Raw genomic sequence first — 15,536 nt, forward strand, 5'->3', positions numbered from 1 at the left:
TGAAGCGGACAAACAAAAAACCACGCAAAGACTCTCTCCCCCGGACCCTCCGAATTCACGATTTATCTCTTTTTTTCCTGCCGGACACTATTCCGCGCCTTGTCATGGCAAAACAAGTTTGCCTCTGTCCCCGGCTTATCGAAATAGTTCCTGTTTTTATTGAACGGGTACCAATTTGATCTCGGCGGCTTAACGCCCCGAGATCCCTTGTATACTCTGCTTTGTCTTCTTTAAAACGTATATGTAAATATCCTAAAGATCGCTTTTTATATTCCGCTTCCCAGTAATTATTTCCTGAAAGCGGGTGCAAAGATAGAGACTTATTTTTAATCTCCAAAACTTTTGAGAAAGTTTTTTCAATATTTTTTCGCATCCGAAACAAAGGAACTGATTTTCAATCGTTACACTTACTTTATTTCAATCTGCTTGTTTCATTATCTCTATAATGACCCCGCTTTTTGAGCGAAAGGGCTACAAAGATAGTAATTCCTAAGAATAACTTCCAAATATTTCCTCACTTATTTTGAATATTTTTTTACCTGACACTTCTCAGGGAATGAAGGCTAAAAAACAAACAACTAAAGAACAATGCATTATGGATTGCAGAGTCAAAAGCCAAGATTCAAGAGGCAAGACTTCTCCACGTCTAATTTGACTTCGTCCATTTTCTGTCGTCACTCGGCAAGTGCAAGTAAACTTGACTCAGCACTCGTTTCTAAGGAAATTCTATCTTCTTATTTCTCAATCATCACTACTTCCCGGCAAATCGTTAAATCCTCAAATCATACAACCTTCCCACTTTTTTACTTCTTAATCCATTAGTCTTATTGGCACATTATTAATATGCCAGAATATGTGAGCTTGCGGTAACTTGAGGTGTTACTGCAAAATTCAGTTCATTGCCATCCCGCAATACTATTATATTAATGGAGACAGGTGTACTCCAGTCTATATACTGATTAAAATTGAACAGATAGGAAAATGCCGACTTGTAACGCCGGTTATTGGCGATAGCTGTAGATACTGCATTGTATTGCGCCACATCCCAGAACATACAATCTTTAAAACCATTGGAGTCGGTGTAACGAGTATTTTTATCCCTGAGATTCATGGTCTCTGCGATAAAACGGCGATATCCCTCCGTAAGAGTTTGAGTGGTATGGTCAAAATTCTGCCCCTGTATATTAATCACCACATCCCCCGGTAAAATACCCGCTCTTGCGGCCGGAGAGCCGGGATCTACCGATACCACTGTCTTCAGATCATTCATATTATATCCGATACCGGTATAATTGTATTTCAGATAGTTCACATGATAAGTACCAAACGACTTATTCCCCGAGTTTGGGAATTTCTTCAATAGTAACGGAAGGTTCATTTCGAGATAATCAACCAGATCGTAATGACTACTCAGGCGCTCCTGGACTTCACTCTCCCAGATCAGCATCATATCTCCCGCCTCAATAAATTTTCTGTCAAAGAAGCGATATCCGAACTCAAGATTATAAGCGATATCATCCACTCGAACCGCTTCGGAAGGGTTATACAGAGGGAGTCTCACCATTCTGTTGCTTCTTGTGTCGAAGCGCCACACAGGCTGATAACTTCCATAAGTGGGCGATCCGGCCTTATACATCGGATTACTCTCATAATTATAATAGGTCTGAATAATAAAATCGGGATCGCCCGGATCATATTGTAATCCCATTTCAGCCAGAGCACGAATAAAGATAGCATTGATCCGGTCGTCAAGCTGCCGTGTACTCTCATCGGAAGGAGAAAAAGCAAATGTACGGTAGTTATGAAAGAGTGCATTTTCGTTGACAGTCGTTTTCACCGGTATTAAAAAACGCCTGTTCTGTACATCCTCAAGGCTGTAAAAAGAAAATACCGGTGCCAACTGAGCTTCACTGATGGCATTGGCATGACGACAATCTTTTTCGATTGCGACCTCTTTAAAAGCATGTTTGAAATTACGAATGGCAAGGGTCATTGTATGCGGATCCTGATTGAACCACGACATAATAGTCTGGTATGATTTAAGATAAGTCCCATTCTGATTTACAGAAAGAATGATATCATTCAGTTTTAGTCCTGCTTTTTCGGCCGGAGAACCGGGAGTAATATCTACAATAACCGGCTCTTTGTATCCCCAACTTCTGTCGTTACTTATCTCAAATGTAAAACCGAGGCTACAGGTAATATCTGAATTTTGCGCAAACAACCGTCCTGTAAAAATAGAAATGATCAAGAAAATAACCGAAATAATTCGTTTCATTATGAAATTACTGATTTGTTAAACTTAAGTCGCAAAGATATGCATTTTTCTCAATTTTATTTTGTGTACGCTTTTTTACTGTCAAAAATGGAGAGAAATATTTACAATTTCCTATCTTTGCCCTATTGGAATCATAACTTAACAAAAGGAACGATGATTGTTGACAACCTTGCGAATGCAGCTAACTATTATAATTTGCATCCGCTTTTTGAAAAAGCTTTCGAATTTATCGGAAAATTGGATATCAATAATGTGGAGACAGGCACCACTGAGATTGATGGGAATCTGTTGAAGGCCACCATCGCTGAGGCAAAGCTGAAACCGGCCGGAGAAGCAAAACTCGAAACACATAAAAGGTTTATCGATATACAGATACCGGTTACGAAAGCCGAAATGTTCGGATGGAAGTCCCTCTCATCGTTGTCACAGCCGAAAGAGGGTTACGATGTAAATAATGACATTGAATTTTTCGATGACGATCCGTCGACATTTGTCACTCTTGTGCCTGGTGAATTTATTATCTTTTCGCCCGAAGATGGACATGCTCCCCTGATTGGTGAAGGAGAGATCAAAAAAATTATCATAAAGGTAGCGGTAATTTAGCTGTTCCCTTTTAATCTGATACGAAATATGCTTAACATTATCAAGAACGATCCCTGGCTCAATCCCTATGCCGAAGCAATTGGAGGGCGCTATAATTTTTATTTGAAACGGCTATCCGACCTTACACAGGCAGGACGGATCACCCTTTCTGATTTTGCGAGCGGTTATCTCTATTTCGGATTACACAAAACCGGGGATGGATGGGTATTTCGTGAATGGGCTCCAAACGCCACCGAAATTTTTCTGGTAGGTACTTTCAATGATTGGCAGCGGCAGGAATCATTCCGTTTAAAACGGATGGATAATGGAGTCTGGGAGATAAAGATACCGCCCGGACGTATTCACCACGAAGACCTTTACAAATTGTATGTAAGTTGGGAAGGTGGTTCGGGAGAACGGATTCCCGCATGGAGCAGACGTGTGGTGCAGGATCAACAAACACTGATCTTCAGTGCACAGGTGTGGGAACCTGAAACCCGATATAACTTTAAACATACCGGTTTTAAACCGGTATGTTCACCCCTGCTTATTTATGAAACCCATATAGGTATGTCCACGGCTGAAGAAAAAGTGGGAACTTATAACGAATTCAGGGAAAATATACTACCACGGGTAAAGGAGAACGGATACAACGCCATTCAGATCATGGCTATTCAGGAACATCCTTATTATGGTTCATTCGGATACCACGTATCCAGCTTTTTCTCACCTTCTTCCCGCAACGGTACGCCCGATGAACTACGCCAACTGATCGATGCTGCCCACGAAATGGGTATTGCCGTCATCATGGATATCGTCCATTCACACGCTGTAAAGAACGAAATGGAAGGGATAGCCAGGATGGATGGAAGCTACGACCTTTATTTCCCCAGTGATCCGAATAGAAGGATACACCGGGCCTGGGATTCGCTCTGCTTTGATTATGGAAAAGATGAAGTGTTACATTTCCTGCTTTCCAACTGTAAATATTGGCTGGAGGAATTCAAGTTCGACGGGTTCCGTTTCGATGGCGTTACATCGATGTTGTATTACAGCCATGGTTTGGAAGAAAGCTTCAGTTCATATGGTGACTACTATAACGGGCATCAGGATCCGAACGCTATCTGTTATCTCACCCTCGCCAACCAGCTTATTCACGAAGTAAATCCTCACGCTATCACTATTGCAGAAGAAGTAAGCGGCATGCCCGGCCTGGCATTGGATATACAGTCGGGCGGATATGGGTTCGACTACCGTATGGCCATGAATATCCCCGACTTCTGGATCAAGACGATCAAGGAGAAGAGAGACGAAGAGTGGCATCCCAGCGCAATCTGGTGGGAAACAACCAACCGACGTGCCGATGAAAAGACTATCTCCTACGTAGAGAGTCACGATCAGGCGCTGGTCGGTGATAAAACCATTATCTTCAGACTGATCGATGCCGATATGTACTGGTTCATGTCGAAGTTGATGAGCAGTTCCTATGCTGTAGACCGTGGTATCGCACTGCATAAGATGATCCGTCTGGTAACGGCAACGACCATTAATGGCGGTTATCTCAATTTTATGGGAAATGAGTTCGGACACCCCGAATGGATCGATTTTCCACGGGAAGGCAATCAATGGTCTTACAAGTACGCCCGCCGCCAATGGCATCTGGCGGACGACCATAACCTGAAATATCATTACCTGGGTGATTTCGACAAGGCGATGATACGGCTCATCAAGTCCGTCCCCGATTTCCAGGCGTTGCCCTTAGTGAAGATATGGGATAAAGACGATGATAATATACTGGCATATATGCGGAAAGACCTGCTATTTGTCTATAATTTCAATCCACAGAAATCATACAGTGATTATGGTATCCTGGTTCCGGCAGGGGAATATGAGATTGTGCTGGATACCGACAACCAACAGTTCGGAGGTTTCGGGCTGAACGACGATACTATTCATCATTTTACAATGTACGATCCTCTCTACGCAAAAGATAACAAAGGGTGGCTGCGTCTTTATCTGCCTGCCCGGACTGCCATAGTGATGAGACGGATAAATTAAGAGGTGGAAAAGTGGAAAGGTGGTTAGGTGATTTGCACGATAAAAGATAGAAGTGAGGAAGTCAAGAAGTAGAGAAGTTTGAATTGGAAATCGACGTAGTCAAATTTTGAAATTCTGAAATATAAAATCTGAAATTTTACTCTAAATAAAAGATCATATAAAAACTAATAATACAATATGTCTGATAATAATAACAATACAACAGAAAATTCTTCAATCAATAACGGTACACTTTATCCGTTTAAATTCGAACCGATCCTGAAACCGGTTATCTGGGGGGGATCGGATATCTGTCGCTTCAAAAAGATCGAACCTATTCAGAAAGGTATTGGCGAGAGCTGGGAGATATCAGGGGTACGCGGCAATATCTCCCGTATTTCCAACGGCTATTTAGCCGGCACATCGCTGGATGAATTGCTCGACCGTTGCGGAGAAGAACTGGTCGGAAAAAAAGTGTATCAAAAATTTGGAAATACATTTCCCCTGCTCATAAAATTTATAGATGCCCGTGACGATCTCTCCATTCAGGTCCATCCCGATGATGCACTGGGAAAGAAGCGTCATAACTCTTTCGGTAAAACCGAGATGTGGTATGTCATCAACGCCGCACCGGGAGCATATCTCTACTCCGGATTTAAAGAGAGCATTACCCCCGAAGAATATCCGGAGACTGTGAAGAACAATACTTTCACCGATAAACTCATGAAGTATGATGTAAAAGCCGGTGATGTCTTCTATCTTCCTGCCGGACGCGTGCACGCTATTGGCGCCGGATGCTTTATTGCAGAGATACAGCAGACCTCTGATATCACCTACCGCATTTACGACTATAACCGTAAAGATGCTGCCGGAAATAGCCGGGAACTTCATACGGAACTGGCAAAAGATGCGATCGACTTCAAGGTATACGACTCATATAAAACAGAATACGAAAAGAATATAAATCATCCTGTAAAATTAATTACATCACCCTATTTTACGACCCACCTGCTGGAAATGGATAGCCAGATGGAACGGAACTATACCGCGCTCGATTCATTCGTAATTTACATCTGCATGGCTGGCCAATGTACCGTGAAAGATGATAAAGGGAACAGCGAAACTCTTCGTCAGGGTGAATCGATGCTTATTCCCGCGGATACGCAATTGGTGACGATTATACCCGATGAGGCGTCCAAACTACTGGAAACCTATGTAAGGTAATAGAAGTGAAAAGGTGGAAAGGAAGAGATGGCGATTTGATATGGAATGTAGAACTGATAAACGGGAGACCGGATATGAGAGGTATATTATTAATTAATGTGGGGACTCCTGCAAGTACAGAGCCTGGTGACGTAAAGGAATTTATTGCCGCCATGCTTTCGGATCCGCTTCTGACGGGAAAACCGGAATGGTGGTCAAAATTCCTCGCGAAAAATATAATCGCGCCAGGTAGCGGATCGCGGGTCTCAGAGAAATACAAATTAATCTGGCATAACGAAGAGACACCGGTCTCCCCTCTGATTTATCATATGCTGAAATTGGCGGAAAAACTGGAAGAGCGAAAAGGTGTTCCTGTCGAGATCGCCATGCGGTACGGGAAACCGGACGTTGCTTCCGCTTTCCGGGAATTAGAACGAAAATGCCCGCTGCTTCATGAAGTAATCGTCTTCCCGTTGTATCCCCATTATGCGCAATCTACCACGCAGACATCAAAGGATATGATAGGGAATATCTTCTACAAACACCCCCACTCTTTCAGGCTGAAGTTTGCCGAACCCTATTACAATCATCCCGCTTTTATCCAGGCACTCACATCTCATGCGAAACCTTATCTGGAAGATATCGATAAAGTGATATTCACCTATCACAGCCTCCCTCTGGCACAGGTGGAAGCCGGATGGAAAAAAGGAAAGGAATACGACTATGTCTATCAACTGAAAGAGACCAACAGGCTGTTTTGTGAGAAGCGGGATATCGATCCGCATGACACATTCCTTTTCTACTCTTCGCAGAGAGGTAAAAACTGGTTGAATCCTTTTCTCGACACCGATATCAGTGATCTTCCCAAATTAGGATGGAAAAAAGTAGCCGTAATTGCTCCGGGTTTTCCGGTCGATAATCTGGAAACACTTTATGATATCGATATCGAAGCACGTAAACTATTCATGGAAGCAGGGGGTGAAAAGTTCACCTTTGTTCCGGCTCTCAACGGTAGTGATATTTGGGTAGAAGCTATCTGGAAAATTTTAGAGAGAACCTGATATTTGAAAAATTATGCAGAAGAAGACGTTTCTCCTCACCATATTTACTTTCTTTACATTACTGATCCATGTTGAAATATCAGCTCAGCACACTGATATCAGTAGCGAGCTTGTTTTACTGAATGTAGAGACCGGCAAAGAGAAAGTCATCCTGCATGAACAGCGGCACTTTGAAGCGTCCAACTGGTCGAGGGACGGAAAATATCTGATTATTAATGCCAGGGGAAAGCTGGAGAAAGTATCAGTGAAAGGCGAGCATATGGGGATAATTGACACCGGTTTTGCCGATAACTGTAATAATGATCACGGATTATCGTTTGATGGAAAATGGCTTATCATCAGTCACAATGATTCACGTGTATCCTCTTCGGGAGGCAATTCCCGTATCTTCATCCTTCCGGCTAACGGTGGCGTACCCCGTCTTATCACCAGCAATTATCCCAGTTACTGGCACGGGGTGAGCCCCGACAATCAATGGGTGACCTATTGCGCCATGCGTAACGATGAATGGGATGTATATAAGGCACACGTTATTACCGGTGAAGAGATCAGGCTGACAGATGCTGAAGGACTGGATGACGGTCCCGAATATAGTTACGACGGAGAATGGATCTATTTTAACAGCCACAGGACAGGACGTATGCATATTTACCGGATGAGGCCGGATGGAAGTGAGCAGACACAACTCACGTTCGACGACTATGACAACTGGTTTCCCCACCCTGGGCCAGATAACAAAAGTATTGTTTACATCGCTTATATAGAAGATCAGAAAGGAGCACACCCTTTCGGAAAGGATGTAAAACTCAGGTTACTGGACGGAGGGACTGGTGAAAGCCGTGATCTGACATCTGTTTTTTATGGCGGACAGGGTACTATCAATGTACATAGCTGGTCACCCGACGGTAAACAGATTGCCTTTGTAAGATATAAAAGCGAGACAGAGTAACCGGTTCTATCCCTGAAAAACAATATAATCCCTGAAGAACAGAGCAATTGCTCAAAAATACCATAATTATGCTATTTCACACCAATAGAATACTTCCTATTTTTGTCAAAAATTTTAATATATATAATTATGGGAAAGATAGCAGAAAAGTTAACAGACTTAGTGGGTAACACCCCATTAGTAAAACTCAACCAGTTTAAGGAATCTGAAGGAGTTAAAGCCAATCTTATCGCCAAGTTGGAAAGCTTTAATCCTCTGGGAAGCGTGAAAGACCGCATTGCTTTGTCGATGGTAGAAGATGCAGAAAAAAAAGGGTTATTGAAAGCCGGTTCGGTAATCATTGAACCGACAAGCGGCAATACAGGTATCGGATTGGCATTTGTTGCTTCTATCAAAAAATACCGGCTGATCCTCACCATGCCTGAGACCATGAGTCTCGAAAGAAGAAACCTGCTGAAAGCGTTGGGTGCCGAATTGGTGCTGACACCCGGTACCGAAGGGATGAAAGGAGCTATTGCAAAAGCATCGCAGTTACAGGCTGAGTTGCCCAATGCCATAATCCTGCAACAATTCGAAAATCCGGCCAATCCTTCAATCCATTATCACACTACCGGTGAAGAGATATGGCGGGACACAGATGGAAAAGTGGATATCCTGGTGAGCGGGGTCGGCACCGGCGGAACGGTGAGCGGTGCAGGAAAACGACTGAAAGAACTGAATCCCAATATTAAAGTGGTCGCTGTAGAACCAGCTGACTCCCCCGTCCTCTCCGGCGGTGCACCAGGGCCTCACAAGATTCAGGGAATCGGCGCTGGTTTTGTTCCGGGCACCTATAATGCTTCTGTAGTCGATCAGATAATTCCGGTGAGCAATGACGACGCTATTCGCACCAGCCGGAAACTGGCCGCGTCAGAAGGATTATTAGTGGGTATCTCATCAGGAGCAGCCGCCTATGCCGCCCTCCAGCTTGCCCAAAAGCCCGAGAACGAAGGAAAGAATATTGTGGTAGTATTGCCCGATACAGGTGAACGTTATCTCTCGACCCTACTTTACGCATTCGACGAATATCCGTTATAAAGAGCTAGAGATATTAAACCAATGGAGGGTGTTGTCACAATGTGATTTCACTCTCTATTGGTTTGTAACCGAATCTAATCGGAATTTCAAATATCTAATGATAAAAAAAATGACCTCTCTATTTCTATATACCGTCATTTTATATATTACAGACCAAATTATACCAGAGCCTGACAAATGTCATCAAAGAGACTGTCAACGTTCTCCAACCCTACCGACAGCCGGATTGTTGTTTCTTTCACATTCATTGCCTCACGTTGTGCTGCGGTAAATGAACCGAAAATGGTACTGGCCGGATGAATGATCAGCGAGCGGTTATCGAATAGATTGGTGGCGCGGCGGATCAGTTTGAGTTTATTCATAAACCGATAACACTCTTCTCTCGATTCCAGGTCGAATGTGAGCATTGCACCGGGATAGTCCCCGAATTGCTTTTTACTTACCTCATAGAAAGGATTATCCTTTAGACCGGTATAATTGACTGCTTTTACTTCCGGTAATGTTTGCAACTTTTCAGCCAATTCCTTACAGGCGACAGCCTGTCTCTCAAAACGTAATTGCAATGTTTCTAAACCGAGCGACTGCTGATAAGCTACTTCGGGAGTCATATAAGCACCAAGATTCCTGTGCACTTCCTTACGCAGCCTGGTATGAAAAGGCGATTGCGTTGTACCCATGAAGGCTTGTAATGCCGGTGTACGGTATTGATGGAATCGTCCGTAATCGATAATCAGTCCCCCGAGGCTGGTTGCTCCGCCCGAAATATACTTGGTACTAGCTACCACCTCGATATCTACCCCGAAATCAATGGCACGAAAGACGGGGAAAGGTATAATAGTCGTATCTGCGATCAGTGGTACCCCCCTGTCATGGGCAACTTCACTCAACTCTGCCAGATCAGCCACCTCCATTTGTGGATTGGTGATTATTTCCAGGAATAAGCCGCAAGTTTTCTCATCTATAGTCTCCGCCACTTCCTTTGGGTTGGTTAGATCACAGAACCGCACCTCCATACCGAATGCATTCAACGTATTTACAAAAAAGGAATAGGTATTACCAAAGAGGTGACGTGAAGTGATAAGATTGCTACCGCTCCATGCCAATGTAATTAACGTATTACTAATTGCCGCCATACCTGAATTAAGTGCGGTGACACCATATGCACCGGTAGCTTTCTTCACCCGCTCCTCAAAATGTTGTACCGTAGGGTTGGTTATGCGGGAATAGGTATGTTCGTCCGTCCGTCCGCAAAAAGCGGCTTCCATTTCTTCTACCGTCTCAAATTCATAGGCAAGCGCATGGTAAACGGGTATCGACAGTGCGCCATAAGGATCTTGTTTTGGATAAGGCGTACTCAGTAGTTGAGCTTCATATTCTTTTTCGTTCATTTCTTTTCCAGAGTTTGGCAAAGTTCACACTTTGCTCATATTGCTTATCAAAATAGTTTATTAAAAATAGAATATTTCTCACCATGGCGTAGTCTAAGCAAGCTTGACTCTACTCATTTGGCTTAACGAAATAGTGCATCAAAATGTGCCCCCAAAGGTACAACAGAAGATTGGGAAAAGAGTCCGGATTGAGTGTTAAAATGAGAAGGCAGGATCCCGGCAGAAGTTAGAAAATTAAAAATCCGGAAAACGGAACCTGTCGAAAGGAGATCTCAGCGTCTTTCTATATCTGTAGAGCTGATATGCCCAATAAAGGACAAAGCCGGTGATAATATTACATTTCAAAGACATAGTGATTATCTTTTTAGAATCCAGGCATCATTATGCCCGGGAAATTTCTTATGGACTTCTTTTAAATAGACTTTTGCAGCAGCTTCATCGGTAAATGATGCCGCATATACATCGATACGGTCGGGTCGCTCCAGCCACCCTGTCTGATGAAAGCCCTCATCAAGCAACAATTCTGTAGTTTTTTGAGCCGACTCGACTCCTTTATATACCCCCATTACGATATAATATCTGGGTAAATCGTCCGGTACGTTCTGTTCAACAGCATCCATAGCAGGTATATTCATTCCGTTTGAGGTTGTTGAATATTCTTCTGCTTTTTCCGTTTCATTTACTACCAGTTCATCCGTCATGGCAATACGGTTCAACGGTTGTGATGCTTTGGGCTGTAACCACCCGGTTTCAGAAAGCATCCGGGCAGATTGCCGGACAATAGTGGTATCGCTTACAGGAAGGATAAACATCAACAGGGCTACAGCAGCCACGCTGGCGGCAGTAATTGCTGTATTACGGACCCATTTCTGCCTGTTTTCGCTTTTCCGTACCGGTACGGCGGGCTGCATTTGTATCAGCGGTTTCAGGGTAGCCTGGGTCAATCCGAAAAGTGCGGGCCGGACAAATGCTCCGGGAGTATACACAAAACGCTTATCATCATGCATATCAAACGAACCCAGCTTTCCCATATCCACACGGTACTGCTCACGCAATCGCCGTTTTAACATCTGTACATCCTGCTCCACTTTTTGCATGGCCGACTCGAATGTCATACTGTCGTTCTTCATATAGGATTGGGCCAGCAATCCATCATTATGGGTGAGGTCGCGGTTGAATACCAGTTCGCAGACAGGTGCATGAAAAGCTGCTATCCCATCCCTTTGCGGGGGAATAGTATTTACCACAAAACCGCCAAAATCGGGAATAATCACACAATTGTGATCATGCAGTAAAAATTCAATATGGGATATTAGTTGATTCATAAGGCAAAGATAAAAAAATTTGTAATTAATTCCTCACAAAATGATTTTTTTCACTCAAGTCCGTCACTTTTGGCCTCACGCAATCCATTCCTGCTCGGCAAACACAAACAAGTTTATGTTTGTTCTCGCTTACCCGCAGGTCTTGCTTCACACAATATGCTTCCACTCGACAAAGATAAACGAGTTTATCTTTGTTCTCGCTTACCCGCAGATTTCACCTTTTCCGGATTATGGTTCGCATACTCCTTCCAACTCTTGTATTTTTTTTCATCGGTAGAGATATTTGATTGATAGAAGTGGCACAAAGCCGCGGCGAGACCGTCCGACGCGTCCAATTGCGGAAGCATATTCTCATCAGGGATATGGAGCAGTTTCTGTAACATATAGGCAACCTGTTCCTTAGCGGCCCTACCATTCCCGGTAATAGCCATCTTTATTTTCAGGGGAGCGTATTCAAAAATGGGAATATCCCTTGATATGGCAGCAGCCATAGCCACTCCCTGGGCACGCCCCAACTTGAGCATACTCTGCACGTTCTTGCCGAAAAAAGGCGCTTCAATAGCCAACTCATCCGGGAGATATTCTTCGATAAGTCCTATGACCCGTGCATAAATCTTTGCCAGTTTCAAATAGTGATCGTCGTATTTGCCTAACTGCATCACTCCCATCGCTTCCAGATAAGGTTTGTTATCAAGCACACGGAGGATACCATATCCCATTACTTGTGTACCGGGGTCGATCCCCATTATAATCCGTTCTTTCCGTATCATCAACTAATGGTTTGCATCACCGTGGAAAACCCAGCCATCTTCTCTCTGAACTTCTCTAACAATGGGGCATAAACGACCCCGCTCTCTTCACTGTTCCACCGCTCCAGTGCTGCCAGATCGACTGCCTGGAACTCCATGGCAAAAGAATGACCCGCTTCTTCCTCTTTTCCGAATACACGCGATAAACGGGGTGATGTGAGCAAGCCGCTTTTTGTAGACATGGGAATAAAATGCTGCAACATATATTCTACAAATTCTTCATGAATCTCTTCCTCCACATGGAAAGTGGTGTTAAAAACAATCATATTGTCGTGATCTTTTAATTTTCTGAATTATTCCGTTTACAAATATAGCGAAAACCGGGAAAAAAGTCAAACTCGTTTGAGCTTGTCCGAGGCGCAACTTATATTCTATAAATATAAATAAAATCCGTAGCTGCGTATCATCCGAAATCGAAACTGTCTTCCAGGTCTATCTCAACAGGTGCTCCATGATATTCCACTATGCTATTGGTTCTATTAGTCAGATTGATACTGTTCACCAGTGATGAAGGAAGATTATTAAGAAAATATTTTTCATTCGTTTTCTCCGACTCCTGATTGATAGTGTAAACATGGGCCGATTTTAAATTCCTGTAGATATACAGATCATCCATCGCCCTTGTCATCGCTACATATAAACATCGTCTTTCCTCTTCTATGACCGCATTTCCCTGCAGTACTGCCCTCGATGTCGGATAAGCGAAAGTGGATACATTGATGATATAGCACTTTTTCGCCTCTAACCCCTTTGCCGAGTGAATGGTGGATATAATTACCCCATCTTCCGTTTTCCCTTTCCATTTACCAGTCGTTTCGGCTTTAGGATCCAGGACATATTCTGCAATAAAATCGGATATGGAACCCACGGTAGTAGCAAGTTCCTGCAATATGGGAAAATCATCTTTCCGCCAGTTCCATTCCTCCTTATAAATATCTTTCATCCTATCGCCCATCAGCTCGACTACCCTTTGCATAGCCTCTCCCGGATTATCCTGAAGACCGATAATATTGAGTAGTACGGATGAAACAACTTTTTCCAACCCCTCCTGTATCAGCTTTGCAATGCAATCGTCCAGGGTATTTTCTCCGATTATATTATTGATGATCCTTGCCGAGCGGACTTCTCCTACCCCCTGCCACAGCATTAAATACCTCATCCATGCCAGTTCATCTTTATAATTGGAGATAATTCTCATGGCTGAGACGATATCCCTCACGTGCTTTGACTTCATAATACCTGAGCCGCCATAGATTACATAGGGTATTTTCTTCTCAATACAGGAGGCTTCCACTCTTCGCATACCAAAGACAGAGCGCGATAAAACCATATTATCGGAAAACGATAACCCTTCTTCCGTGGTACTTAGCAATATCCTGTCGGTGATATCATTCGCTTCTATCCAGTCGCCGTCGCTGTTGATCACTACAGGGATATTCCCTTTCCCCCTCCTTGCCTTAAGCTCCTTATCATAATTATAAATCGACTCGCTTAAAAGCCAATTCGATAAATCCAGTAATTCCTGCGTGGAGCGGTAATTGATCGTCAGTTTATACTTCTCGGAATCGGGAAAGATATCAGTGAAGTTATACATTGTATTGAAATCGGCCCCTCTGAATGAGTAAATCGACTGTGCATCATCCCCTACAAAATACAAACGGCATTTTTCCTGAAAGGAGGTCAATAATTCATATTGCAACGGATTGGTGTCCTGCGCTTCATCGACCAGTATGTGATCATACAAACTCGACAGCGCATCCCGGGCGGCTTCATCTTTTTTCAGGGTTTTCGACACAATGTTCAGTATATCATCATAATCGAGATATTTACGCTCTTTCTTATATTTGATATACTGTTGTATTATATCCTGATAAAGAGGCTTTACCCGCTGGATCTCTTTTTCTACTGTCTGTTGAATTTGTAAAGTTTCCGGATCCGAAGCATCCGCTCCCTCTGTGCTCCCCTTCCCAAAACCGTCATATACCTTCTCTGAAATAGATTGCGAAAGCGGTATGAGTTTATTGACGGCAAACGAATAAACCTCTTTGATCAATATGGGGGATATCAGCTTCTTATTGTAGTTCTTAAATTTTTTTCCGCAGAGAAATTTAAAAGAACTCTCCCTGTCATCTTCATCTATCACCGTAAAATCGTGGTCTCTGAAAATATTGGGATTGCTTTTGATCATCTCCATGCACCATGAATGGAAAGTCTGTCCTTTTAAATCGGATGCCAGCGATTTATCTATACCCGATTTTATTCGCTCGACAATCTCATTGGCAGATTTACGGGTAAACGAGAGGATCAGGATACGTTTCGGCGACACATCCCGGCCGATCAGATATTTTGCACGGGATATAATGGTCTGCGTTTTACCGGTTCCTGCACCTGCGAGCACCAGCAAATGTTTTCCGTCATACTCTACGGCTTTCCGCTGCTCTTCATTTAATTCAATTGTTCTATTTGTTTCCATCTTGAATAGCTACATCAAATTTACGGCTATTTTATAAGAAAAACAAATCATCCGAAAACAAAGAAATCACGGGATAGAATAGATTATTACAGAATAATTATTATCTTTGCACCGTCTAAAACGATAGACAGTTTTTCTACGAATTCATGGGGGTTTAGCTCATCTGGCTAGAGCGCAACACTGGCAGTGTTGAGGTGACCGGTTCGAGTCCGGTAATCTCCACCTCTTGGGACAAGTCTACAAAAGATAGATTTGTCCCATTTTTTTTGTGTTTTAATTCGTTATTATTCTGATAGATAAGAGCGACCGCAGAATTTAGCACTAAAAATGAACTCTCACTTTAAAATTTAATTT

General features: G+C 43.1%; 12 protein-coding genes and 1 tRNA gene. 7 read left to right on the top strand and 6 right to left on the bottom strand.

The window, feature by feature from the left end:
* Positions 1-838: 838 nt before the first annotated feature.
* Complete coding sequence (locus tag F597_RS0117695; protein WP_019541090.1) at positions 839-2,278, bottom strand: PDZ domain-containing protein; 1,440 nt, start codon at positions 2,276-2,278, stop codon at positions 839-841.
* A gap of 153 nt (positions 2,279-2,431) precedes the next feature.
* Between F597_RS0117695 and F597_RS0117700 the strand changes: the two genes are divergently transcribed.
* From F597_RS0117700 to cysK, 6 genes are all read left to right on the top strand, one after another.
* The gene (locus tag F597_RS0117700; protein ID WP_026327607.1) at positions 2,432-2,881 is read left to right on the top strand and encodes a NanQ anomerase/TabA/YiaL family protein; all 450 of its coding nucleotides are present in this window, start codon (positions 2,432-2,434) and stop codon (positions 2,879-2,881) included.
* A 27-nt stretch (positions 2,882-2,908) separates the two neighbouring features.
* Positions 2,909-4,918 (top strand): alpha amylase C-terminal domain-containing protein, encoded by a 2,010-nt coding sequence (locus F597_RS0117705; RefSeq protein ID WP_019541092.1) that lies wholly within the window; start codon positions 2,909-2,911, stop codon positions 4,916-4,918.
* 177 nt (positions 4,919-5,095) lie between these two features.
* Entirely contained in the window at positions 5,096-6,121 is a 1,026-nt protein-coding gene (locus F597_RS0117710) for a type I phosphomannose isomerase catalytic subunit (RefSeq protein WP_019541093.1), read from the top strand.
* A 5-nt stretch (positions 6,122-6,126) separates the two neighbouring features.
* Positions 6,127-7,161 (top strand): ferrochelatase, encoded by a 1,035-nt coding sequence (gene hemH / locus F597_RS0117715; protein WP_019541094.1) that lies wholly within the window; start codon positions 6,127-6,129, stop codon positions 7,159-7,161.
* A gap of 13 nt (positions 7,162-7,174) precedes the next feature.
* The gene (locus F597_RS0117720; RefSeq protein ID WP_019541095.1) at positions 7,175-8,110 is read left to right on the top strand and encodes a TolB family protein; all 936 of its coding nucleotides are present in this window, start codon (positions 7,175-7,177) and stop codon (positions 8,108-8,110) included.
* A 129-nt stretch (positions 8,111-8,239) separates the two neighbouring features.
* The gene (gene cysK / locus F597_RS0117725) at positions 8,240-9,187 is read left to right on the top strand and encodes a cysteine synthase A (RefSeq protein ID WP_019541096.1); all 948 of its coding nucleotides are present in this window, start codon (positions 8,240-8,242) and stop codon (positions 9,185-9,187) included.
* A 158-nt stretch (positions 9,188-9,345) separates the two neighbouring features.
* On the opposite strand, the gene F597_RS0117730 is transcribed toward cysK, so the two are convergent.
* The 5 genes from F597_RS0117730 to F597_RS0117750 all read right to left on the bottom strand — a co-directional run bounded on the left by F597_RS0117730 (position 9,346) and on the right by F597_RS0117750 (position 15,182).
* A complete protein-coding gene (locus tag F597_RS0117730) occupies positions 9,346-10,575 on the bottom strand; it encodes a PLP-dependent transferase (protein WP_019541097.1) in 1,230 nt (409 codons plus the stop codon).
* 356 nt (positions 10,576-10,931) lie between these two features.
* Complete coding sequence (locus F597_RS0117735) at positions 10,932-11,900, bottom strand: HU domain-containing protein (protein ID WP_019541099.1); 969 nt, start codon at positions 11,898-11,900, stop codon at positions 10,932-10,934.
* Positions 11,901-12,085: 185 nt separating this feature from the next.
* Positions 12,086-12,667: a crossover junction endodeoxyribonuclease RuvC gene (gene ruvC, locus F597_RS0117740; protein ID WP_026327610.1), complete on the bottom strand. Its 582-nt coding sequence runs from the start codon at positions 12,665-12,667 to the stop codon at positions 12,086-12,088.
* 2 nt (positions 12,668-12,669) lie between these two features.
* Positions 12,670-12,975 carry a DUF4286 family protein gene (locus F597_RS0117745; protein ID WP_019541101.1) on the bottom strand — a complete coding sequence of 102 codons (306 nt, stop codon included), beginning with the start codon at positions 12,973-12,975 and terminating at the stop codon, positions 12,670-12,672.
* A 137-nt stretch (positions 12,976-13,112) separates the two neighbouring features.
* Positions 13,113-15,182, bottom strand: coding sequence for an ATP-dependent helicase (locus F597_RS0117750; protein ID WP_019541102.1), 2,070 nt, complete (start codon positions 15,180-15,182; stop codon positions 13,113-13,115).
* A gap of 148 nt (positions 15,183-15,330) precedes the next feature.
* Between F597_RS0117750 and F597_RS0117755 the strand changes: the two genes are divergently transcribed.
* A tRNA-Ala gene (locus tag F597_RS0117755) sits at positions 15,331-15,404 on the top strand.
* Positions 15,405-15,536: the final 132 nt, after the last annotated feature.

Source organism: Proteiniphilum acetatigenes DSM 18083 (assembly GCF_000380985.1).
Lineage (GTDB): Bacteria > Bacteroidota > Bacteroidia > Bacteroidales > Dysgonomonadaceae > Proteiniphilum > Proteiniphilum acetatigenes.

What these genes read in the sequence shown, in the direction of transcription:
- F597_RS0117745 (WP_019541101.1), bottom strand. Translation starts at nt 12,975, where the DNA reads ATGATTGTTTTTAACACCACTTTCCATGTGGAGGAAGAGATTCATGAA.
- F597_RS0117695 (WP_019541090.1), bottom strand. Translation starts at nt 2,278, where the DNA reads ATGAAACGAATTATTTCGGTTATTTTCTTGATCATTTCTATTTTTACA.
- F597_RS0117720 (WP_019541095.1), top strand. Translation starts at nt 7,175, where the DNA reads ATGCAGAAGAAGACGTTTCTCCTCACCATATTTACTTTCTTTACATTA.
- F597_RS0117750 (WP_019541102.1), bottom strand. Translation starts at nt 15,182, where the DNA reads ATGGAAACAAATAGAACAATTGAATTAAATGAAGAGCAGCGGAAAGCC.
- cysK (WP_019541096.1), top strand. Translation starts at nt 8,240, where the DNA reads ATGGGAAAGATAGCAGAAAAGTTAACAGACTTAGTGGGTAACACCCCA.
- F597_RS0117705 (WP_019541092.1), top strand. Translation starts at nt 2,909, where the DNA reads ATGCTTAACATTATCAAGAACGATCCCTGGCTCAATCCCTATGCCGAA.
- F597_RS0117730 (WP_019541097.1), bottom strand. Translation starts at nt 10,575, where the DNA reads ATGAACGAAAAAGAATATGAAGCTCAACTACTGAGTACGCCTTATCCA.
- F597_RS0117700 (WP_026327607.1), top strand. Translation starts at nt 2,432, where the DNA reads ATGATTGTTGACAACCTTGCGAATGCAGCTAACTATTATAATTTGCAT.
- F597_RS0117710 (WP_019541093.1), top strand. Translation starts at nt 5,096, where the DNA reads ATGTCTGATAATAATAACAATACAACAGAAAATTCTTCAATCAATAAC.
- F597_RS0117735 (WP_019541099.1), bottom strand. Translation starts at nt 11,900, where the DNA reads ATGAATCAACTAATATCCCATATTGAATTTTTACTGCATGATCACAAT.